The sequence below is a fragment of the Streptomyces cinerochromogenes genome, assembly GCF_014648635.1.
Taxonomy (GTDB): domain Bacteria; phylum Actinomycetota; class Actinomycetes; order Streptomycetales; family Streptomycetaceae; genus Streptomyces; species Streptomyces cinerochromogenes.
The window spans coordinates 97,189-119,389 of sequence record NZ_BMRM01000020.1 but is presented as its reverse complement, the minus strand read 5'-3'; the positions used below and the strand labels follow the sequence as shown (position 1 = coordinate 119,389).

The window sequence follows — 22,201 nt, the reverse complement described above, 5'->3', positions numbered from 1 at the left end:
TATCCCGGCAGCGAGGTCGACACAGACCGCCGCCGTCACCCACACATCACCCCCTGCACGTCCCGCTCTCCCTCCCAGTCCCGCTCACCACGAAGCAACGGCGACAGCGACAGCGGGAGCGGGAGCGGACCACGGAAAGAGCCCGCACCACCTCACCCCAGCCCCAGAGGAGCCGTCATGAACGCCACCCCCACCCCCGACGGCCGCTCCGGCATCCCCGACGACCAGAAAGCCCCCGGCCCCCCGTCCTCCGCCGCACCGCTTCCCGAGCCGGTCCCGCCACAGAAGAAGCGGGAAGCGCATCCCACCCGTGGGACAGCCGTCGGCGCCGACCCGCTGGAGAACCCCGACCCCGGCTCCGCGGCCCAGGCCGCCGCCGTCGAGAACCTCCTGCGGTGCTGGATCCGCGAGACCGGCCTCGCCGCTCCGACGACCGGCAGCCTCCACATCCCGCTGCCCGCCAGCGGCACCGCCCTGATCGCACCGGTCCGCTACTGGTCCCCTTCCGGCTGGCACCGCTTCGACCCCCCACACCTGGTCGACGCACCCGACACCGCACCCCCGGTCGACGCCGTCACCCTCGCGTCCCTGCTCACCAGGGAATCCACCGACGAGAAGACCAGCGCCCCGGACGCCGCCACCCCGACTGCCGTCGGCCCCGGTGAGGCCGAGGGTGGTGGGGTTGGCTTCGGCCCGGGGGGTGGTGTCCGAGTCGGTTCGGGTGGTGGGGACGGCTTCGGTCTGGGGGGTCTGGGGGGTGGTGACGGAGTCGGCCCGGGTGGTCGTGGCGGGAATGCCCCCGAACCCCGCGACGGCACGGGTCACAGCCCTGGCTCTGACCCCGGCCCTGACCTCGGCCCTGGCTCCGGTCCCGGCCCTGGCTCCGGTCCAGGTGACGGCGTCGACCTCGTGGCCAGGGTGGCCGACTCCGTCCGACGTACCGCGACCTTCATCCGGCATCGGCGCCAGGACCCCACCGACCCCCCGGACCTCTTCCTCAGCGCCGAACAGGCCCTCCTCCTCGGACATCCCCTGCACCCGACCCCGAAGAGCCGGGAAGGGCTGACCGAGGCCGAAGCCCACCGGTACTCACCGGAGTTGCGCGGCTCCTTCCCCCTGCACTGGCTGGCTGTCGCCCCCTCTCTCCTCGCGACCGACTCCGCCTGGACCGAGCGCGGCCGTCCCGTCCCCGCAGGGCACCTCATCCGCCGGCTGGCCGGCGCCGGAACCGAACCACCGCTGCCCGAGGGCTACACCGCCTTGCCCCTTCACCCCTGGCAGGCGCGCGAGGTACGGCACCGCCCTTCCATCACCGCACTGCTCGACTCCGGGCTCCTCTGCGAACTCGGCCCCCTGGGCACTCCCTGGCATCCCACCTCCTCCGTGCGAACCGTGCACCGACCCGGTGCGCCCGCGATGCTCAAGCTCTCGCTGGCCCTGCGCATCACCAACTCCCGCCGCGAGAACCTCCGCAAGGAACTCCACCGCGGAGTCGAGGTGCACCGGCTGCTGCGCACCGGCCTGGCCGGCCAGTGGCAGGCGGCCCACCCCTGCTTCGACATCGTCCGCGACCCGGCCTGGCTGGCCGTCGACGACCCGGACGGCCGGCCCGTGCCGGGGCTCGACGTGGTGATCCGGCACAACCCGTTCGCCCCGACCGACGACGTCGGCTGCGTTGCCGGGCTCGTCTCACCCCGCCCCTACGTCGAGCCGTCCGCCACCACCGCGTCACGCCCCACGACAAGGCCGCTGCGGTCGCGCCTGGCCCAGGTCGTCGCCCGCCTCGCCACCCGCACCGGTCGGCCTGTCGGCGCCGTCTCCGCGGAGTGGTTCCTCCGCTATCTGGAGCACGTGGTCCGGCCCGTCCTCTGGCTGGACAGCGAGGCCGGCGTCGCCCTCGAAGCCCATCAGCAGAACACACTGCTCCTCCTGGACGGCGACGGCTGGCCGGCCGGTGGCCGCTACCGGGACAACCAGGGGTACTACTTCCGCGAGTCCCGGCGAGCCGAACTGGACGCCCGGCTCCCCGGCATCGGGGAGCGCAGCGACACCTTTGTGCCGGACGAGGTCACCGACGAACGCTTCGCCTACTACCTCGCCGTCAACAACGTGCTCGGCCTCATCGGTGCCTTCGGCTCCCAACGCCTCGCCGACGAGCGACTGCTCCTCGCGGCCTTCCGTCGATTCCTCACCGACCTCGCCTCAGGGCCCACCCCCTTGCGCACCTCCCTGCCCGACCTCCTGCTCCACTCACCCCTCCTGCGCTGCAAAGCCAACCTGCTGACTCGGCTGCACGGTCTCGACGAACTCGTCGGCCCGGTCGACACCCAGTCCGTCTACGTCACCATCGCCAACCCCCTGCACCTGTGAACTTCGTTCCTGAGCCAGTCGTCCGTCCGCGCCTCCTGAGCGGGCGGCACCCGTAGCGAGCCGTACCAACCTCCGCACATCCGAGGAACATGACCCACCTCGTCTCCTGAGAGGAGCGCACCGTGCCTCCCACCGACGCGAACGCCGGAACCGGCCCCGCTTCTGCCCACCCGGACAGCGCCGGACCGCGAACGGACACCGCGGGCCCCCGGAACTCTCCGTTCGGCCGGTTCACCGTCGAGGACGACGACCCCGACAGCGAGGACACGCTGGAACTGTGCCTGCCGGCTCGGTTCGTCACTCTCTGCGCCGGGGCGACGGTCGGCCTCCTCGCCCGACTCGCCGCGTGGGGCCCGGTCACGACCCCCGTCGGCTCCTTCCGGCTGGTGCCCGTACGCATCGACCAGGACCTGCCGCTCGTCCACCGCTGGATGAACGACCCCGCCGTCGCGCATTTCTGGGACCTGGCCGGGCCCCGCGACCGGACCGAGGACCACCTGCGCACTCAACTCCACGGCGACGGGCGCAGCGTGCCGTGCCTCGGCGTACTCGACGGCACCCCGATGAGTTATTGGGAGGTCTACCGGGCAGACCTGGATCCGCTGGCCCGCCACTATCCGGCCCGCCCGCATGACACCGGGATCCACCTTCTCGTCGGTGACCCCGCCGACCGGAGACGGGGGCTGGGATCCGCCCTCCTGCGAGCCGTGGCCGACCTGATCCTCGACCGGTGTCCCACCTGTGCACGGGTCGTGTCAGAACCCGATCTTCGTAACACCCCCTCCGTTGCCGCGTTCCTGAGCGCCGGCTTCCGGTACGCGGACGAGATCGACCTGCCCGGCAAGCGGGCCGCCCTCATGATCCGGGACCGGGACCTGCGCGATGTGTTGTAGCGTCACGTGACTGGCTGCTCACAATGAGATACGAGTGGTGGATCCGCGGTGTTCCCGGTCCGAGAAAAAAATTCGAGGGCGTCCGTGTGCGGGAGGGATGTGCTGGACGCGTTACATCCCGCCGAGCCGCCGAGCCGCCGAGCCGCCGAGCCGCCGAGCCGCCGAGCCGCCGAGCCGCCGAGCCGCCGAGCCGCCGAGCCGCCGAGCCGCCGACGTCCGGTCCGCCTCCTACCGACTTCCGCTCCGCCCGGTCGTCGGTGCCCAGCCCCGTCGGTGCCCAGTCCCGTCGGTGTCCCGCCCCGGCGCTCCCACGGCCCGGCGATCCGGCGGTCCGGCAATGCGCCGAGCGCCCGTGCCCCCCCGTCAGCCTCGCTGCGTCTGCCTCGTTCCGCCCGCCCAGCAGCTCACCGCCCCTAGGAGCCCCGGCCGTGATTCCACCCCCTGCCTCCGCCGTGATCACCCGTTTGTCAGTGCAGGGTCGTAGGGTGGTCAGGCTATGACGAAGCCCTCACTCCCCGAACTCCTGCATGCCGCTGTCTCGGCCGTCGGCGGCACGGAGCGCCCTGGCCAGGTGACCATGGCAGAAGCGGTCGCCGAGGCGATCGACGACGGATCCCACCTGCTGGTCCAGGCCGGCACCGGCACCGGAAAGTCGCTCGGCTACCTCGTGCCCGCGCTCGCGCACGGAGAACGGGTGGTCGTCGCGACGGCCACGCTCGCCCTGCAGCGCCAGCTGGTCGAGCGGGACCTGCCGCGCACGGTCGACGCCCTGCACCCGCTGCTGCGGCGCCGCCCGGAGTTCGCGATGCTCAAGGGCCGGTCGAACTACCTGTGCCTGCACCGCCTGCACGAGGGAATGCCGCAGGACGAGGAGGAGGGGCTCTTCGACCAGTTCGAGGCCGCCGCGCCCACCAGCAAGCTGGGCCAGGATCTCCTGAGGCTGCGGGACTGGGCGGACGAGACCGAGAGCGGCGACCGCGACGATCTCACTCCGGGTGTCTCGGACCGTGCCTGGGCGCAGGTGTCGGTGTCGTCGCGAGAGTGCCTGGGTGCGTCGAAGTGCGCCTACGGCGCCGAGTGCTTCGCCGAGATGGCCCGTGAGCGGGCCAAGCTCGCCGAGGTCGTCGTGACCAACCACGCCCTGCTGGCCATCGACGCCATCGAGGGCGCCCCGGTGCTGCCCCAGCACGAGGTGCTGATCGTGGACGAGGCGCACGAACTCGTCTCCCGCGTCACCGGTGTCGCCACCGGCGAACTCACACCCGGCCAGGTCAACCGTGCCGTGCGCCGTGCCGCAAAGCTGGTCAACGAGAAGGCCGCCGATCAGCTCCAGACCGCCGCCGAGGGCTTCGAGCGGCTCATGGAACTGGCGCTGCCGGGCCGCCTGGAGGAGATCCCGGAAGACCTCGGCTACGCGCTGATGGCGCTGAGAGATGCCGCCCGCACGGTGATCACCGCTATCGGTGCGACACGTGACAAGTCCGTCCAGGACGAGGACGCGGTCCGCAAGCAGGCGCTGGCCTCGGTGGAGACGGTGCACGACGTCGCAGAGCGGGTACTGAACGGCTCGGAGTGGGACGTCGTCTGGTACGAGCGGCACGACCGCTTCGGCGCGTCCCTCAGGGTCGCCCCCATGTCGGTCTCCGGCCTGCTCAGGGAGAAGCTCTTCGCCGATCGGGCGGTCGTGCTCACTTCGGCGACGCTCAAGCTGGGCGGCGACTTCAACGGCGTCGGCGCTTCACTGGGGCTCGGCCCTGAGGGGGCGGAGGGCGATGACCTGCCGCAGTGGAAGGGCATCGACGTCGGCTCGCCCTTCGACTACCGCAAGCAGGGCATCCTGTACGTCGCCAAACACCTGGCGCGGCCGGCGCGTGACGGCGAGCGCACCGACATGCTCGACGAGCTGACCGAGCTGATCCAGGCAGCCGGGGGGCGCACCCTCGGCCTGTTCTCGTCCATGCGGGCCGCCCAGCTCGCCGCTGAGGAGCTGCGTTCCCGGATCCCCGAGTTCCCGATCCTGCTCCAGGGCGAGGAGACGCTCGGCGAACTGATCAAGAACTTCGCGGCCGATCCCAAGACCTGTCTCTTCGGCACACTGTCGCTGTGGCAGGGCGTCGACGTCCCGGGCCCCAGCTGCCAGCTGGTCGTCATGGACAAGATCCCGTTCCCGCGGCCCGACGATCCGCTGATGAGCGCACGCCAGAAGGCCGTGGAGGACGCCGGGGGCAACGGGTTCATGGCGGTGGCCGCCACGCACGCGGCCCTGCTCATGGCGCAGGGTGCCGGCCGTCTCGTCCGGGCGTCCGGCGACCGGGGCGTGGTTGCCGTGCTGGACCAGCGGCTGGCCACCGCGCGGTACGGCGGCTATCTCAAGGCGTCCTTGCCGGACTTCTGGTACACCACGGACCGCAACCAGGTCCGCAAGTCGCTCTCGGCGATCGACGCGGCGGCGAAGCAGGCGGAGACGCCGACAGCGGCAGCGACGTGATCACAGGGTGGCGTGACCAGAGCCGGTCACGCCACCCGCGCGTGAATCCCGCCCCGCGTACGCCACCCCGTGCACACGCAGGCCCCGTGCACGCGCAAGCCTCCAACCCACGCAGGGCCTGAACACACGCAGTCCCGAACGTACACAGGACCCGAGCGCACACAGGCCCGAACACATGCAGGGCCCCGGAACCGGCGCAGGGGTTCCGGGGCCCGGTCAGGGAGCGAGCGGCCGCCCGCCCGCCGCGGCCGTCACACGCGGCGCAGCACTGCGACGACCTTGCCGAGAATGGTCGCGTCGTCGCCGGGGATCGGCTCGTAGGCCGCGTTGTGGGGGAGGAGCCACACGTGGCCGTCCTCGCGCTTGAAGCGCTTGACCGTGGCTTCGCCGTCGAGCATGGCGGCCACGATGTCGCCGTTCTCGGCGACCGGCTGGCGGCGCACGGTGACCCAGTCACCGTCGCAGATGGCGGCCTCGATCATGGAGTCGCCGACGACTTTGAGGACGAAGAGTTCACCGTCACCGACGAGCTGGCGGGGCAGAGGGAAGACGTCCTCGACGGACTCCTCCGCGAGGATCGGGCCGCCGGCCGCGATACGGCCGACCAGCGGGACGTAGGACGCGGCGGGCTTGCCGGCGGTGTCCGTGGGCTGCACGGTGACGGCCTGGTCCGATCCGCGCACCTCGTACGCGCGCGGGCGGTGAGGGTCGCGGCGCAGGAAGCCCTTGCGTTCCAGTGCCATCAGCTGGTGAGCGACGGAGGACGTGCTGGAAAGGCCGACCGCCTGGCCGATCTCCCGCATCGACGGCGGGTAACCGCGCCGCTGTACGGAGTCCCTGATGACCTCGATGACCCGGCGCTGCCGGTCGGTGAGTCCGGAGCTGTCCGCCCGGATACCTGGAGGTCGCCCCGGCAGGGAGCGCTTGTGTGCCTCGGGATTCGTGGCTTCGTTCATCGCGTGTACCGGCTCGACTCGGCCCTGGGAGCGGTCCTGGGCGGTGATGGTGGCACTGTCTGCGGTGGTGGTCACGTCGGCCCCTCTCGATGGTCTCCCTGCTGCACAACGGTAGTTGCTTTCGAAAGGTTGCGCCAAACACACGTTCGAGTGAAAAAGTGCGTTTTACCTGACGTGATCACGTGTCCGGGTGTATGGGTAACGCGACACTTGGCGGGCAAAAGCACCCATTGTTGTACTCTTCACCGCCGGGGTTGTTCGCCTCGTGGGCTGCGCCCCAGTCTGCCATCCGGAATCCCGCGGTCCGGGATCCGGGGTCGGTTCTGCGCGGGAGTGCCACGCCTCCTCCCTGTGGCGCCCACGGTATCCCCGCAAGCGCTCGACGGCCCGGCTCGGCGTCCGCGTGTCCCGCGCCGGTCGCCACCGATGTCGGTGCCGCTGTTCCCGCGCCGCACGCGCGCGTGCCCCGGCCCGGGCGACACGCGCGTGCCCCTCATGTATGAGTCAAGCCCCACATGTAGTGGTTGGATGGCTACAGCGGCCCAGAAGTTGTGGTCCCCCGGTCGGAGACTGCTCGGTAATCGCCTATGCTTAGGGCTGCCTCGCGAGACCTGTGGGTCCAGCGGGGCTGACGAGTCTGCTGTGAGGAGGGTTGGAGAACATGCACTGCCCCTTCTGCAGGCACCCCGACAGCCGTGTGGTCGACAGTCGTACGACCGACGACGGCACATCCATCCGCAGGCGCCGCCAGTGCCCTGACTGCTCCCGTCGGTTCACGACTGTGGAGACGTGCTCGCTCATGGTGGTCAAGCGGTCCGGAGTCACCGAGCCTTTCAGTCGTACCAAGGTCATCAACGGTGTGCGCAAGGCATGCCAGGGGCGACCCGTCACCGAGGACGCACTCGCCCAGCTGGGCCAGCGGGTCGAGGAGGCGGTGCGTGCGACCGGAAGTGCCGAGCTGACCACCCATGACGTGGGTCTGGCCATACTCGGCCCGTTGCAGGAGCTCGACCTCGTCGCCTATCTGCGATTCGCCTCCGTCTACCGGGCGTTCGACTCGCTTGAGGACTTCGAGGCCGCCATCGCGGAGCTGAGGGAAGCGACGGGCGGCCCCGCCGCGGACACGGGTGACGCGGGAGCGGGGAGCCAGGAAGACGACCGCGGGCCCGGCGGGACCACTCAGGTCCCCGTGCCCGCCCGCGCCGCCGACTGACCGGCGGGCCGGAAACCGGGAGAACGCCTGGGTTCCGGCCGGGAGGCGGCGAACGAAGACCTGTTGCGGGCGGCAGCTGAGGGTGCCCGCAACGCAAGACAGAAACACGTGCCCATGGGAACAAACGGGCACTTCAGGGCGTTTTTGCCCGTACAGGGAGGCGGCATGACAGAGACGGCGAGCGGTCCGGCACGAGGTTCCCGAGCCAAGGGCGCCAAGGCCACCAAGGGGCTGCGTGTCGAGCGCATCCACACCACCCCCGGCGTACACCCGTACGACGAGGTGTCGTGGGAGCGCCGTGACGTCGTCATGACCAACTGGCGCGACGGCTCGGTCAACTTCGAGCAGCGTGGCGTCGAGTTCCCCGACTTCTGGTCGGTGAACGCGGTCAACATCGTCACCAGCAAGTACTTCCGCGGTGCCGTCGGCACGCCGCAGCGCGAGACCAGCCTCAGGCAGCTGATCGACCGCATCGTGAAGACGTACCGGAAGGCCGGTGAGGACTACAAGTACTTCGCCTCGCCCGCCGACGCCGAGATCTTCGAGCACGAGCTGGCGTACGCCCTCCTGCACCAGATCTTCAGCTTCAACAGCCCCGTCTGGTTCAACGTCGGCACCCCGCAGCCCCAGCAGGTCTCCGCCTGCTTCATCCTGTCCGTCGACGACTCCATGGAGTCGATCCTCGACTGGTACAAGGAAGAGGGCATGATCTTCAAGGGCGGCTCCGGCGCCGGCCTGAACCTCTCCCGCATCCGCTCCTCCAAGGAGCTGCTCTCCTCCGGCGGCAACGCCTCCGGCCCGGTCTCCTTCATGCGTGGCGCCGACGCCTCCGCCGGCACCATCAAGTCCGGTGGCGCCACCCGCCGCGCCGCCAAGATGGTCGTGCTCGACGTCGACCACCCCGACATCGAGGACTTCATCGAGACCAAGGTGAAGGAGGAGGAGAAGATCCGCGTCCTGCGCGACGCGGGCTTCGACATGGACCTGGGCGGCGACGACATCACGTCCGTCCAGTACCAGAACGCCAACAACTCGGTCCGTGTGAACGACGAGTTCATGAAGGCGGTCGAGGACGGCGGCAAGTTCGGCCTGCGTGCCCGCATGACCGGTGAGGTCATCGAGGAGGTCGAGGCCAAGGCGCTCTTCCGCAAGATCGCCGAGGCCGCCTGGGCCTGCGCCGACCCGGGCATCCAGTACGACGACACCATCAACAGCTGGCACACCTGCCCCGAGTCCGGCCGGATCACCGCGTCGAACCCGTGCAGCGAGTACATGCACCTGGACAACACGTCCTGCAACCTGGCCTCGCTGAACCTGATGAAGTTCCTGAAGGACGACGGCAAGGGCAACCAGTCCTTCGAGACCGAGCGTTTCCAGAAGGTCGTCGAGCTGGTCATCACCGCGATGGACATCTCGATCTGCTTCGCGGACTTCCCGACCCAGAAGATCGGCGAGAACACGCGCGCGTTCCGCCAGCTCGGCATCGGCTACGCCAACCTCGGCGCCCTGCTGATGGCCACCGGCCACGCCTACGACTCCGACGGCGGCCGCGCCCTCGCCGGCGCCATCACCTCCCTGATGACCGGTACGGCCTACCGCCGCTCCGCCGAGCTGGCCGCGGTCGTCGGCCCCTACGACGGCTACGCCCGCAACGCCGACGCCCACAACCGCGTCATGAAGCAGCACGCCGACGCCAACGGCCAGGCCGTCCGCATGGACGACCTCGACACCCCGGTGTGGGCCGCCGCCACGGAGGCCTGGCAGGACGTCGTCCGCCTCGGCGAGAAGAACGGTTTCCGTAACTCCCAGGCGTCCGTCCTCGCGCCGACCGGCACCATCGGTCTCGCGATGTCCTGCGACACCACCGGTGTGGAGCCCGACCTGGCGCTGGTGAAGTTCAAGAAGCTGGTCGGCGGCGGCTCCATGCAGATCGTCAACGGCACCGTCCCGCAGGCCCTGCGCCGCCTGGGCTACCAGGAGGAGCAGATCGAGGCGATCGTCGCCCACATCGCCGAGCACGGCAATGTGATCGACGCCCCCGGCCTCAAGCACGAGCACTACGAGGTGTTCGACTGCGCCATGGGCGAGCGCGCCATCTCCCCGATGGGGCACGTCCGCATGATGGCCGCGATCCAGCCGTGGATCTCCGGCGCCATCTCCAAGACGGTCAACATGCCGGAGACGGCGACCGTCGAGGAGGTCGAGGAGATCTACTTCGAGGCCTGGAAGCTCGGCGTCAAGGCCCTCGCGATCTACCGCGACAACTGCAAGGTCGGCCAGCCGCTCTCCGCCAAGACCAAGGAGAAGGAGAAGGCCGAGGTCACGGAGAAGACCGAGGCGGCCATCCGCGAGACGGTCGAGAAGGTCGTCGAGTACCGCCCGGTCCGCAAGCGCCTCCCGAAGGGACGTCCCGGCATCACCACGTCCTTCACGGTCGGCGGCGCCGAAGGCTACATGACCGCCAACTCCTACCCGGACGACGGCCTCGGCGAGGTCTTCCTGAAGATGTCCAAGCAGGGCTCCACCCTCGCGGGCATGATGGACGCCTTCTCCATCGCCGTCTCCGTCGGTCTGCAGTACGGCGTGCCGCTGGAGACGTACGTCTCGAAGTTCACCAACATGCGCTTCGAGCCGGCCGGCATGACGGACGACCCGGACGTGCGGATGGCGCAGTCGATCGTCGACTACATCTTCCGCCGCCTGGCGCTGGACTTCCTGCCCTTCGAGACCCGCTCCGCGCTCGGCATCCACTCCGCCGAGGAGCGTCAGCGGCACCTGGAGACCGGCTCCTACGAGCCGGCCGAGGACGAGGTCGACGTCGAGGGCCTGGCCCAGTCGGCCCCGCGTGCCCAGGAGCTGAAGGCCGTCGCCACGCCGAAGGCCGAGTCCGAGGCGGCCAAGCCCGCCCCCAAGCAGGCCCACACCAGCGCCGAGCTGGTGGAGATGCAGCTGGGCATCCAGGCCGACGCCCCGCTGTGCTTCTCCTGCGGTACGAAGATGCAGCGGGCCGGCTCCTGCTACATCTGCGAGGGCTGCGGCTCGACCAGCGGCTGCAGCTGAACCGGCCCCGAACACGCCGGACATCACCTCCGGCGTGAGCGGCGCACGTAGCTGACCAGCGGCTCACGAAGGGGACCGACCCACGGGCGGTCCCCTTCGTCGTACCCGCCAAAGGCCCTGCCCGGTGCGAGGTCCCCTGTCCGCAACCACCGAGGCGGTCCGTCGTCAGCAGGGACCGCCATGACTGAGGTAAGGGGCGCCTGCCTGGGCCGGCGGCCCTTACCCATCGGGGCCGAGGGCGTCAGCTCCGGCGTACTCGTCCCATCACCTGGGTGAAGGCGGCCGGGTCCTCGTCGAAACCGTGCGCGCCGGGGTGGAAGGTCCACTCGCCGGAGTCGTCCCGGACGAACTCGGCGAAGGTGGCGGCCGTCGCACCGAGGACCGAACCGAAGTCGTCCTCGGCGAGCACGGTGTACCCCTCACGAATGCGCGCGGCGGGGTTCAGAACGTCGGCGAACGTCTTGCGCCCGGACCGCTGCTGGATGACGACACCCACCACCACGCGCGCGTAGCGGTCGTCGAGGCGGTCCAGTTCGATCGTCATGACCTCGTCCCAGCCGAACCCCTTGCCGTCCGTGCTGTCGCGGTTGAGCAGGATCGTGCCGTCCGGAGAGCGGCTGTCGAAGTGCACCAGATAGGCCGGAGCCCCGTACGGATCACCGGACAGGAAGGTCGCGGCGATGATGTCGAGGTCGGTCGGCGGCCGACCCGCGGGACTGGGGTCCCACTTGAGCGCGACCTCGACCTTGCGGATTCCCTTGCTGAAGCCGGTCACCAGGCTTTCCCTTCCCCCTGTGGCTCGCTCGACCCCAACTCCCCATCAGCCGGGGTTCTTTGCCCATCGTCCCACGCGCGCGGGGGAGTGTGCGCGAGCGATCTCCGCCGGAGCGTGACCGGCGCCACGCCCGGTGGCCTTACGATGGCGCGGTGCTGGTCAAGTGGATTCGCTGCACCGTGGTTGACCGCCGGGGCTTCGAGCGGGGGCAGCGGAAATGGGCGGGGCTTCCGGGGGAGCCGGGTTTTCGGGGACAAGGCGGGGGCTGGAGCCGGCAGCGGCCGGGGGTGGCGCACATCTTCGCCTTCTGGGAGAGCCGCGCCTTCTACGACTCCTTCATGGCCCGCTCCCACGACCGCCTGGCCACCGCCCAGGTCGGCACGTTCAAGGACGCCCAGGTCAAACTGTTCGAGTACCGCTTCGATGTGAAGACGGGCTTCGAGCCGCGGTTCAGCGACGCCGATCTGATCCGCGTGGCCCTGTGCCGCATCCATGAGGAGCGTGTCGAGCACTTCACCCTCATGCAGGAGAAGGTCTGGAACCCCGCGATGGCCGGTTCGCCCGGCATGATCCGCGGCATGTTCGCCGAGGCGCCCGAGCAGGAGTTCCTGATCCTGTCGATGTGGAGGTCGGCGGCCGAGCACGGCAAGTACCGCACGGAGCGTGTGGAACGCCTCGCCCTGCGTGCCCAGACCGAGGCGGACGTCGCGGCGCTCTCCGGTGACATCGTTGACCTGGAGCCGTCCTGGACCGTCTGAACCGTCCCTTGGTTCGGTGGCCGAACGCACCACTCCGCACCGCCGCACGGCAGATGGAAGCCGGCCCGCGACCTGAGAGACGTGTGACCTACGCTGTATAGAGCCCTTACGAGTGCTCGTCGCCCCGCCGTTCGATCTAGGGTTTTGGCATGGCACGACCACGGCGCATCGTCCTTGTCCGACACGGCGAGTCAACGGGCAACGTCGACGACTCCGTGTACGAACGCGAGCCCGACCACGCCCTCGCGCTGACCGAGCGCGGCTGGATGCAGGCCGAGGAGACCGGCAAGCAGCTGCGCGAGCTGTTCGGCCGGGAACGCGTGAGCGTGTACGTCTCCCCGTACCGGCGCACCCACGAGACCCTCCGCGCGTTCCACCTCGACCCCGACCTCATACGCGTCCGGGAGGAACCCCGCCTGCGCGAGCAGGACTGGGGCAACTGGCAGGACCGTGACGACGTACGTCTGCAGAAGGCCTACCGCGACGCGTACGGCCACTTCTTCTTCAGGTTCCCGCAGGGCGAGTCCGGCGCCGATGTGTACGACCGGGTCGGTGGCTTCCTGGAGAGCCTGTTCCGCAGCTTCGAGGCCCCCGACCATCCGCCGAACGTTCTCCTGGTGACCCACGGGCTCGCGATGCGGCTGTTCTGCATGCGCTGGTTTCACTGGACGGTGGCGGATTTCGAGTCCCTGGCCAATCCCGGGAACGCCGAGATGCGGATGCTCGTTCTGGGAGACGACGGCAAATACACGCTCGACCGGCCCTTCGAGCGCTGGCGGAAGCCTGTGCCGTACTGGGTGAACGGATAGAGTGGCAGGGCGATGACCGCTGACTCCTCTTTTCTCGGGCGCCTGGAGCGCGCCCTGGCGAGCCTGCGCGGACTGGCCGTGGGGGACGCGCTGGGCTCCCAGTTCTTCGTTCCCGCGAACTATCCCCTGCTGAAGCGCCGCGAGCTGCCCGCAGCCACCTGGCAGTGGACGGACGACACCGAGATGGCCTGCTCCGTGGTCGCCGTCCTCGCGGCCCACCACCGCATCGACCAGGACGCGCTCGCCCGCTCCTTCGCCGAGCACCACGACTTCGACCGGGGGTACGGCCCCGCGGTCAACCGGCTGCTGCGCCTGGTCCGGGAGGGCGGGGACTGGCGGGAGCTGGCCGCCGGCCTCTTCAACGGACAGGGATCCTGGGGCAACGGCGCCGCCATGCGGATCGCGCCCCTGGGCGCCTGGTACGCGGACGACCCCGAGCAGGCGACCCACCAGGCGGAGATCTCGGCCTATCCCACCCACCAGCACCGGGAGGCGGTGGTCGGGGCCATGGCCGTGGCCGCCGCCGCGGCACTGGCCGGCTCGCCGGCCGGGCCACCCGCCCCCGAGGCCCTCCTCGACGGCGTCGTCGCGCTCGTACCGAAGAGTGCGGTCGGCCAGGGCCTGCGCCGCGCCCGGGACATGCTCGACTACGACGACGCGGCCACCGTCGCTGCCGTCCTGGGCTGCGGACGCCGTACGACGGCCCATGACACCGTCCCCTTCGCCCTCTGGTCCGCCGCACGGGCCCTGGGGGACTACGAGACGGCCTTCTGGGTGACCGCCCAGGCGGGCGGGGACGTCGACACCACCTGCGCGATCGTGGGCGGCGTGCTCGCCGCGGGCAAGGCCGGGACACCGCCCGCCGAGTGGGTGCAGCGCACCGAGGCGCTGCCGGACTGGGTGCCCGCGGGGGTCTGACGGCTTCCGCGGTCCTGCGGTCGGCCCTGCTACGGCCGGCCGGAGACTCTCTGTCACGTCCTCCCCGACGACTTCCCCACGTCGGCGCGGCGCGGTGCTGGAGCGCGCGCTCCTGGACGCCGCTCTGGAGCAGCTCAGCACGGTCGGCTGGAAGGGGCTGACCATGGAGGGCGTCGTGGCCGGCGCCCAGACCGGCAAGGCCGCGGTCTATCGCCGCTGGCCCTCGAAGGAGGACCTCGTTTGCGGATGCCCTGGTGTCCGGGCTGCCTCGGGTGAGGGGGCTCCGGACCTCGGCGGAGTACGCGAGGACCTCCTCGCCCTGTGCCGGCAGGTGCGGCAGATCATGTACTCGCGGCCTGGTGTAGCGCTGCGGTCGGTCATTCACGAATGCGATCACATGCAGGTCGAACGCTTCGAGGGCGTGATCTTCGGAAGCGTGGTGGAGCCGACCGTCAAGCTGCTGCGCGAAGTCATCGAGCGCGGAATAGAGCGGGGAGAAGTCCGGTCGGACGCGGCCAACGGGTATGTGTTCGACGTGATCCCGGCCATGATGATGTACCGCGCAAAGATGTGCGCGAGTGAATGGAATGATCAGGATCTCGTGGGAATGATCGACCGGCTGATGCTCCCGCTGCTGCGCCCGTACGGCACCTGACCCCCGCACCGGAGCTGTGTGCGCCGGCCCGGCATCGGGGCATCGCGGAGCGGTACACCCGGGCTGCCGTGCGGTGGTGCGTCCGGGCCGCGGTGTGGTGTGCGCCCGGGGTGTCGCGTGACGGTATGCCCGGGGTGTCGCGCGGCGACAGCGGCGGCGTACGCTAAGGGCGCCATGCCGTACGAACCACCTACTCACACCGTCGAGCGCTCCCTGCGCGCCACGACCGGAGCGAAGGTCATTGCCGGTGTCGACGAGGTGGGACGCGGCGCCTGGGCCGGGCCCGTCACCGTCTGCGCCGCGATCACCGGCCTCCGCCGCCCGCCGGAGGGGCTGACCGACTCCAAGCTGCTGACGGTCAAGCGGCGCACGGAACTCGCCGTGACCCTGCAGGGATGGGTGACGTCCTACGCGCTGGGGCATGCTTCCCCCGAGGAGATCGACGACCTGGGGATGACGGCCGCGCTGCGGCTCGCCGCGGTCCGCGCCCTGGACGCTCTGCCGGTCCGCCCCGATGCCGTGATCCTCGACGGGAAGCACGACTACCTCGGCGCCCCCTGGAGGGTGCGCACGGTGATCAAGGGCGATCGTTCGTGCGTGGCCGTGGCGGCGGCGTCGGTGATCGCCAAGGTTCAGCGCGACAAAATGATGGCCGAACTGGGTATCGACCATGCAGACTTCGGATTTGCGGACAACGCCGGGTATCCGTCGCCCGTGCACAAGGCCGCACTGGAGGAGCGGGGGCCCACCCCGCACCACCGCTTGTCGTGGGCGTATCTTGATGCGTTGCCTCAGTGGCGGCACCTCAAGAAGGTCCGCAGCTGGGCGGACGGAAGCGTTCCGGAAATTGAGGGTCAGCTCGGCTTCGATTTCTGACGGTTCCGCTCGCACTGATGTGCCACCCGGTCATCCGCGCCGCACCAACGTTTGATAAATATCAGCTCATGCCTCTCATTCCCGAGGAGCCTCAGATTCACGAGAGTGCCCAGGGTCCCCGCGCCACTCCGGCCAGTGGCCGTACCGCGCCGACCCCCCGCCCCGTACCCGGCCCCCGCCCCGCGGCTCCGTCCCGCCCCGGTCGTCCCGGCCCTCTGCGGCCCACGCCGCCGGTGCAGCGCACGCCGCGTGACGTGGTTCCGGCCCAGCCTGGCCCGTCCGGCCCGGCCGCTCCCGCCGCCGCGGCGGCAAGCCCCCAGATCCAGCTGATCCCGGCCTCGGCCGAGGGTGCGCTCGACGCCGCCGAAGAGGCGGTGGACCTGCTCCTTGACTCGGGCCGCGCCCCCGGCGACGTGCTCGTGATCACCACGGGTGCGCAGCATCCGTGGGCCGAGCACGAGCTGTCCTTCGGTGAGGCGTCCTACTGGGCGCAGCACGACGCCGGTGACGACGTCTTCTACACGGACGCCGCTCTGGTCTCCCGTGCCGCGTCCCGCCCGGTGGTCGTCGTGGCAGTCAACGGAGGCCCCGCCTCTGTCGCTGCCGCCGCCCTCCCCCTGGCGCATGCGCGGGCCGGTGCACTGCTGATCGTCTGCGGCGACCCGCAGCAGATCAACTCGGTGCTGGGCGCCGGCGTCTGAGTCACGTCCGGCACCTCCTGCATCGGGGGTGCCGAAGGAGCCGCTCCGGTGGAATCCGCACGGTGCGGCTTTTGACGTGCCCGGGTGCCAGGCAGCCGCGGTGCTGCCGGTGGGGCTGCTCCCGTGGCGATCCCGGGGAACGCGCCGGGCTGTCCGGCGGGTTGATCCGGGTCGCCGCGGCGGTGCGTGCCGGGGCCGGGCTGTGCGGCCCGTCCGGGCAGCCTTGGCGCAGGCACCACATTGGGCGCTTCCGGAGTTGGTCTCGCAGGTCCGCCGGGCCTCCGAGGCTGCTCCGCCTGCGCTCATCGGCGCTGTACACGGCACGCGTCGGCTCACCGCCCGGTCATCGCGCACCGGCCCCGGTGCCGCTCGCGTCGCCGGTCGGCGACGCGAGCCGGCGGACCGTCCGCTTCGCGCGGTTCAGCGGGCCGCTGCCCGGCGCAGCACCTCGGAGACCGGGCCCCCGGTGCGTGGCGCGAGCGGTGGGGCCTCCGACGTGGAGAAGGGCTCCGGCTCCGAGTGCGCGTGGGGACGGCGTCCGCCGCGCCCCTCGCCGAGCACCTGCCAGCCTTCATGCGTCAGCGTGATGTACGCCCCGCACCGCAGCCCGTGCAGGGTGCAGGCGTCACGCAGTCCCCACATCCAGGCCCCGTCCTCCTCGGTCCAACGCCCGTCGCCCTCACGGCAGTAGAGGAGGACAGCCGTGCGCACGGGGGTGCGGCGGCGCAGGTCGTGCGGGATCACCCGGCGCAGCTGGGCCAGCAGCGCGTTGCGGAACATCCAGCCGTCGGCCGGGGCCGCACGGCGGGTGAACGAGGCGCTGGCTCGCAGTCGTTCGTCAGGGTCGAGGACCGCCACGACCGCCGTGAGCGGTTTCGGGTGATGGCGGGCGTGCAACCCGCTGACGACCTCGCGGGGGTTGCGCAGCAGAGGGATACCGGCGGCAGCCCACTCCGCCGGCTCAAGCAGGCGACTGGCGGAGGCGGCGGACGCGGACGTCGACAACGAGGCCGCCGAGGACGAGGCGAATCCGAAGGTCACGTTCCTCCCTTCGGCTACGCGCCCATACTGCGGGCGAGGTCGGATTCGGGGGAGCGCGCACCGCAGCGGAGCCCAACCGGATCACAGACGAGCCGTGCGGGGAGCGGACCTCAATTCTTCCTGTCGAACTTGGATGCGGCAACGAGCAATTGGGGCCACCGACTGTTATCAGGTGGTGCGTGGCTTATATCCCTACCCAAAGCTTCGGCTGTTGACGCCTGAGGCGGCCCGTCACCGTCCGGCGGTTTCCGCGAGCGGCAGCGCGGACCCGCCCTGGGTGCACCGGGCGACCGGCGGCCCGCGGACCAACCCGGGTTCGTCGGCCACGGCGGCCTGCGGACCAGCCCCGGGTTCGCCGGGACCGGCGGCCGACTGCGCTAGACGCCGACAGGCGCAGTGGCGGGGCGCCGGTCATCCCTGTACGGCGAGGACCAGCGGCAACACGCCCCGCGCCCCCGACTTCCGGAGCAGCCGTGCCGCCATCGCCAGGGTCCAGCCCGTCTCCGTGAAGTCGTCGACCAGCAGCACCGGACCGTGTGCCTCGCCGAGGGCCCCGGCCAGGGCGGGCGGCACCGTCAGCGCGCCGTCCAGGGTCTTCAGTCGCTGCGCGCTGTTGCTGCGCGGCAACCGCGGAGCGTCCGCGGCGTATTCCACCGCGCCGAGCAGCGGGAGCCGGCCGATCTCGGCGATACGCGCGCCCAGGGATTGGATCAGCTGCGGCCGGCTGCGCGAGGCCACGGTCACCACGCCCACCGGCCGGGGCGGCGCGTCGGACGCACCGGAGGCCCAGCCCCCGGGGCCCCGCGCCCAGTCGGCCAGGACATCGACCACGGCCCGCGCCACGTCGTCCGGTACCGCGGCGTCCGGAGCGCCGGGTGCGAGCAGCGGTCGCAGCCGGTTGCCCCAGCCGATGTCCGACAGACGTCCCAGAGCCCGCCCCGGCAAAGCCTGTTCCCCCGCCGGGATGCGTCCCTTGAGCTCGATGCCGATCGCCGGGAGGCCCGTCGGCCACATACGGCGGGGCTCCACCTCGACCCCGGCGCGGCCCAGGTCGCTGCGCGCCGCGTCCAGGGCTGCCGTTGTCAGATCGGAGGTGAAGCGGGGGCCCGCGCAGTTGTCGCAGCGCCCGCAGGGTTTGGCGCCCTCGTCGTCCAGTTGACGCTGCAGGAACTCCATCCGGCACTCGGCGGTGGTCGCGTACTCGCGCATCGCCTGCTGCTCGGCCGCGCGCTGCCGGGCCACCCACGCGTAGCGCTCGGCGTCGTACGCCCACGGCTGTCCGGTCGCGATCCAGCCGCCCTTCACGCGACGCACCGCTCCGTCCACGTCGAGGACCTTCAGCATGGTCTCCAGGCGTGAGCGGCGCAGCTCGACCAGTGGTTCCAGGGCCGGTAGCGACAGGGGCCCGTCCGCCCGGGCGAGGACGTCGAGCGTGCGGCGGACCAGATCCTCGGAGGGGAAGGCCAGCGAGGCGAAGTACTCCCAGATCGCCTCGTCCTCCTTGCCCGGCAGCAGCAGCACCTCGGCGTGCTCGACGCCGCGGCCGGCCCGGCCGACCTGCTGGTAGTAGGCGATGGGGGAGGAGGGCGAGCCGAGATGGACCACGAAACCGAGATCCGGCTTGTCGAAGCCCATGCCGAGCGCGGAGGTGGCGACCAGGGCCTTGACGCGGTTGGCGAGCAGGTCCTCCTCCGCCTGCTGTCGTTCGGCGTTCTCGGTCTTGCCCGTGTACGAGGCGACGACGTGCCCGCGCTGCCGCAGGAAGGCGGTGACCTCCTCGGCCGCGGCGACCGTGAGCGTGTAGATGATGCCCGAGCCCGGCAGGTCGGCGAGATGGTCCGCGAGCCACCCCATCCGGTGGGCGGCGTCCGGGAGGCGCAGCACACCGAGGCTCAGGCTCTCCCGGTCCAGTGGCCCGCGCAGCACCAGCGCGTCGGATGTGCCGCCCGTGCCGAGCTGCTCGGCGACGTCAGCGGTCACCCGTGCGTTGGCCGTGGCGGTGGTGGCCAGCACGGGGACGCCGGGCGGGAGGTCGGCGAGCATGGTGCGCAGTCGACGGTAGTCGGGGCGGAAGTCGTGGCCCCAGTCGGAGATGCAGTGGGCCTCGTCCACGACCAGCAGGCCGGTGGCCGCGGACAGCTTGGGCAGGACCTGGTCCCGGAAGTCGGGGTTGTTCAGCCGCTCCGGCGAGACGAGCAGCACGTCGACGTCGCCGGCCGCGATCTCCGCCTGGACGGCCTCCCACTCCTCGGTGTTCGCGGAGTTGATGGTCCGGGCGTGGATACCGGCCCGGCCCGCGGCCTCCACCTGGTTCCGCATGAGGGCGAGCAGTGGTGAGACGATCACCGTGGGACCGCTTCCCCGGGCCCGCAGCAGCGAGGTCGCCACGAAGTACACCGCGGACTTGCCCCATCCCGTGCGCTGCACGACCAGGGCCCGGCGCCGGTCGGCCACCAGTGCCTCGATCGCCCGCCACTGGTCCTCGCGCAGCCTGGCGGTGCCCGTGGCGTCCCCGACGAGCCGGGCGAGGACGGCGTCGGCCTGTGCGCGGAGATCCGCGTTGCTCGTGTGCTCCATGCGTCCATACAACAGGACGGGACCGACAATCGGGCGCGGCCGGGGCAGGGCTGTGGACAACGAGGGCAGGCTTGTCGTGTCCCTGATTCGACTTATCCACAGGCTCAACCGGAGTCTCGTGATCCGCGAGATCGTCGGCGCATGACGAATCACAGCGGAACCACCGGACCCCACGGAAACGACGACATCCCGGGGCAGACGTCAGCTACCGGCCCGGTCGAACACGTCGCGCAGGTCACGCTGCGCAGCCCGGCCGAACTGGCCGACGCCCTGCCCTACCTGCTCGGCTATCGCCCGGAGGACAGCATGGTCCTCGTCGCCCTGCACGACCACGGAGGCCGCGGCCGGTTCGGGGGCCGCGCCCGGCTCGGCATCCCCGCGAACGACGAGGACTGGGAGGCCGCCGCCCGCCAGCTGGCCCGCGGGCTGGTGACCGGCAGCGAGCGGCGAGGCTCCCGGCCCGAGCGGATGGTGGCCTACGTCTGCCAGGAACCCGGCCCCGGAGAGTCCGGCCGGGACGTCAAACGGCGGCTGGAGAGGCTGGCCCAGCTGATGCGCATCGAGTGCGGCAACCTCGACGTGCCGGTCATCGAGGCCCTGTGCGTCTCGGACGGCCGATTCTGGTCGTACTGCTGCCCGGTCACTGACTGCTGCCCCGAAGAGGGCTCGCCGATGGGTCTGCCCGGCACCTCCGTCCTCGCCGCGGCGGCCACCTACGCCGGCATCCAGGTCCGCGGCACCCTCAGGGAACTGCGCGCCCGGCTGCAGCCCTGGGAGACCGCCGCGGCGCTGGAGCAGGAGATCGCCCTGGACGCGGCCGGCATGAGCCTCGTGCCCCGCATCCTGGAAGAGAGCGCCCGGCAGGAAGTGGCGGAGGAGACCCTCGCTCTCGCCGAGCGGATCATTCGCCGCTATGCCACGGCGGCACCCGTCTCCGGCACCCGTCCGGCCGACGTACGCGACGACGACCTCCTCGCCGACGACGAGGCGGCGACCCTGATCCTCGGACTCCAGGACCGCACGACCCGTGACAGGGCCGCCGCCTGGATGGAAGGGGACGAGGCCGGTCCGGCGCTGCGGCTGTGGCGCGCCCTGGCCCGCCGCTGCGTAGGACCCTACGGGGAGCACGCCGCGGCGCCGCTGACCCTCGCGGGCTGGGTCGCCTGGTCCATGGGCGACGAACTGGAGGCGCGCGAGGCACTGGCCATGGCACTGGCCGCGGATCCCGACTACCTCTTCGCCCGCCTGCTGCACCAGGCCTGCAACGAGGGGCTCGACCCCGAGGCGGTCCGCCGCTGCCTGCGCGCGGAGGGCACGCGGCGCACACCGGCGCACAGCTCGGAGCAAGCCGCTTCGGGCGAGCGAGGCACCACGGGGGAGCCAGTGGCCTTGGCGGAGCGAGCGGACCGGGTGGAGCAAGCGGACCGGGTGCAGCAAGCGGACCGGGTTGAGCAAGCGCACCGGGTGGAGCGAGCGCACCGGGGCCATGCGGACGCAGCGGAGCACATGTGCTCGACGGAGGCTGCGGCGCCGGGACCGCGGCCCGCTCTCGCCGAACCGCCGCAGACCCCGGCGCCGTCACGCGGGGCCGATCCGCACGGGAGTGATCAGAGCGCCGAACCCGGCTCCCCGACGCGTGTGCAGCGGCGACGCCGTGCACGGATCCAGGACGGCGGCGGCGGGCACCCGGGACGGGCCAGGGGACGCCGGCAGCGGCCGGTCGACTCCCGCCCCCGACCCTCCGCCACTGACGTCACCGGCCCCGGCACGCGTGCGACGAGCACCCCGCGCACGCGTGCGGCGGCTCCGGGTGACGCGACGTCCGGTGGTGCCCTGCCGGACAACCGGAACCGGCAGCCTGAGAGGGACGTATGAACGTCGGTGGGCGCCGGTCCGGGCAGTCGGTCCTGCCCGGTGCGGCTCTCGCCGGAACGGCGGTCGGGCCCACGGCGGACAGCGGAGGCGTCACCGCCCGCCGCCGGAGCACCCTTCCGGCGCGGGGCGGAGGTCAACCGGCGCCGAGCACTTCGACGGCCATCCCCGCCGGCCGGTCCCACCCCCGTGCACACCACCATTCCGTCGGCTTCCTCCCCCCGGGCCGTGACCCGGGC

The 22,201-nt window shown here is 71.2% G+C and carries 15 protein-coding genes and 1 pseudogene; 12 read left to right on the top strand and 4 right to left on the bottom strand.

Going from position 1 to position 22,201, the window contains the following annotated elements; genetic code table 11:
* Nucleotides 1-177 precede the first annotated feature (177 nt).
* The 3 genes from IEZ20_RS31950 (at nucleotide 178) to IEZ20_RS31940 (ending at nucleotide 5,751) form a co-directional block, all read left to right on the top strand.
* On the top strand, nucleotides 178-2,370 hold the full coding sequence (locus IEZ20_RS31950; protein ID WP_189305156.1) for an IucA/IucC family protein: 2,193 nt from the start codon (nucleotides 178-180) through the stop codon (nucleotides 2,368-2,370).
* Between the two features lie 122 nt (nucleotides 2,371-2,492).
* Nucleotides 2,493-3,263 (top strand): GNAT family N-acetyltransferase, encoded by a 771-nt coding sequence (locus tag IEZ20_RS31945; protein WP_189305155.1) that lies wholly within the window; start codon nucleotides 2,493-2,495, stop codon nucleotides 3,261-3,263.
* A 496-nt stretch (nucleotides 3,264-3,759) separates the two neighbouring features.
* Nucleotides 3,760-5,751 (top strand): ATP-dependent DNA helicase, encoded by a 1,992-nt coding sequence (locus tag IEZ20_RS31940; protein WP_189305154.1) that lies wholly within the window; start codon nucleotides 3,760-3,762, stop codon nucleotides 5,749-5,751.
* 251 nt (nucleotides 5,752-6,002) lie between these two features.
* On the opposite strand, the gene lexA is transcribed toward IEZ20_RS31940, so the two are convergent.
* Nucleotides 6,003-6,782, bottom strand: a complete 780-nt coding sequence (gene lexA / locus IEZ20_RS31935) for a transcriptional repressor LexA (protein ID WP_030342891.1) — start codon at nucleotides 6,780-6,782, stop codon at nucleotides 6,003-6,005.
* Nucleotides 6,783-7,368: 586 nt separating this feature from the next.
* Between lexA and nrdR the strand changes: the two genes are divergently transcribed.
* Together nrdR and IEZ20_RS31925 are read left to right on the top strand one after the other, a co-directional pair.
* Nucleotides 7,369-7,920 carry a transcriptional regulator NrdR gene (gene nrdR / locus IEZ20_RS31930; RefSeq protein ID WP_189305153.1) on the top strand — a complete coding sequence of 184 codons (552 nt, stop codon included), beginning with the start codon at nucleotides 7,369-7,371 and terminating at the stop codon, nucleotides 7,918-7,920.
* A 165-nt stretch (nucleotides 7,921-8,085) separates the two neighbouring features.
* Nucleotides 8,086-10,980 (top strand): vitamin B12-dependent ribonucleotide reductase, encoded by a 2,895-nt coding sequence (locus tag IEZ20_RS31925; protein WP_189305152.1) that lies wholly within the window; start codon nucleotides 8,086-8,088, stop codon nucleotides 10,978-10,980.
* Between the two features lie 241 nt (nucleotides 10,981-11,221).
* On the opposite strand, the gene IEZ20_RS31920 is transcribed toward IEZ20_RS31925, so the two are convergent.
* Nucleotides 11,222-11,755, bottom strand: coding sequence for a TerD family protein (locus tag IEZ20_RS31920; protein WP_189305151.1), 534 nt, complete (start codon nucleotides 11,753-11,755; stop codon nucleotides 11,222-11,224).
* A 152-nt stretch (nucleotides 11,756-11,907) separates the two neighbouring features.
* Between IEZ20_RS31920 and IEZ20_RS31915 the strand changes: the two genes are divergently transcribed.
* From IEZ20_RS31915 to IEZ20_RS31890, 6 genes and pseudogenes are all read left to right on the top strand, one after another.
* Entirely contained in the window at nucleotides 11,908-12,513 is a 606-nt protein-coding gene (locus IEZ20_RS31915) for a YdbC family protein (protein WP_189305150.1), read from the top strand.
* A 149-nt stretch (nucleotides 12,514-12,662) separates the two neighbouring features.
* Nucleotides 12,663-13,322 carry a histidine phosphatase family protein gene (locus IEZ20_RS31910; RefSeq protein WP_189305149.1) on the top strand — a complete coding sequence of 220 codons (660 nt, stop codon included), beginning with the start codon at nucleotides 12,663-12,665 and terminating at the stop codon, nucleotides 13,320-13,322.
* Between the two features lie 12 nt (nucleotides 13,323-13,334).
* Entirely contained in the window at nucleotides 13,335-14,240 is a 906-nt protein-coding gene (locus IEZ20_RS31905) for an ADP-ribosylglycohydrolase family protein (RefSeq protein ID WP_189305148.1), read from the top strand.
* Nucleotides 14,241-14,334: 94 nt separating this feature from the next.
* A pseudogene (locus IEZ20_RS31900) lies at nucleotides 14,335-14,895 on the top strand (TetR/AcrR family transcriptional regulator).
* A gap of 174 nt (nucleotides 14,896-15,069) precedes the next feature.
* A complete protein-coding gene (gene rnhB, locus IEZ20_RS31895) occupies nucleotides 15,070-15,771 on the top strand; it encodes a ribonuclease HII (RefSeq protein ID WP_189305146.1) in 702 nt (233 codons plus the stop codon).
* A gap of 68 nt (nucleotides 15,772-15,839) precedes the next feature.
* A complete protein-coding gene (locus IEZ20_RS31890) occupies nucleotides 15,840-16,472 on the top strand; it encodes a hypothetical protein (RefSeq protein ID WP_189305145.1) in 633 nt (210 codons plus the stop codon).
* Between the two features lie 420 nt (nucleotides 16,473-16,892).
* Here IEZ20_RS31890 and IEZ20_RS31885 read toward each other — a convergent pair whose 3' ends face one another.
* Both IEZ20_RS31885 and IEZ20_RS31880 read right to left on the bottom strand, forming a co-directional pair.
* Nucleotides 16,893-17,513 (bottom strand): hypothetical protein, encoded by a 621-nt coding sequence (locus IEZ20_RS31885; protein WP_189305144.1) that lies wholly within the window; start codon nucleotides 17,511-17,513, stop codon nucleotides 16,893-16,895.
* A 411-nt stretch (nucleotides 17,514-17,924) separates the two neighbouring features.
* Nucleotides 17,925-20,090 (bottom strand): RecQ family ATP-dependent DNA helicase, encoded by a 2,166-nt coding sequence (locus IEZ20_RS31880; RefSeq protein ID WP_189305142.1) that lies wholly within the window; start codon nucleotides 20,088-20,090, stop codon nucleotides 17,925-17,927.
* A gap of 141 nt (nucleotides 20,091-20,231) precedes the next feature.
* Between IEZ20_RS31880 and IEZ20_RS31875 the strand changes: the two genes are divergently transcribed.
* Nucleotides 20,232-21,965, top strand: a complete 1,734-nt coding sequence (locus tag IEZ20_RS31875; protein WP_189305140.1) for a DUF4192 domain-containing protein — start codon at nucleotides 20,232-20,234, stop codon at nucleotides 21,963-21,965.
* The last annotated feature ends 236 nt before the right edge of the window (nucleotides 21,966-22,201 follow it).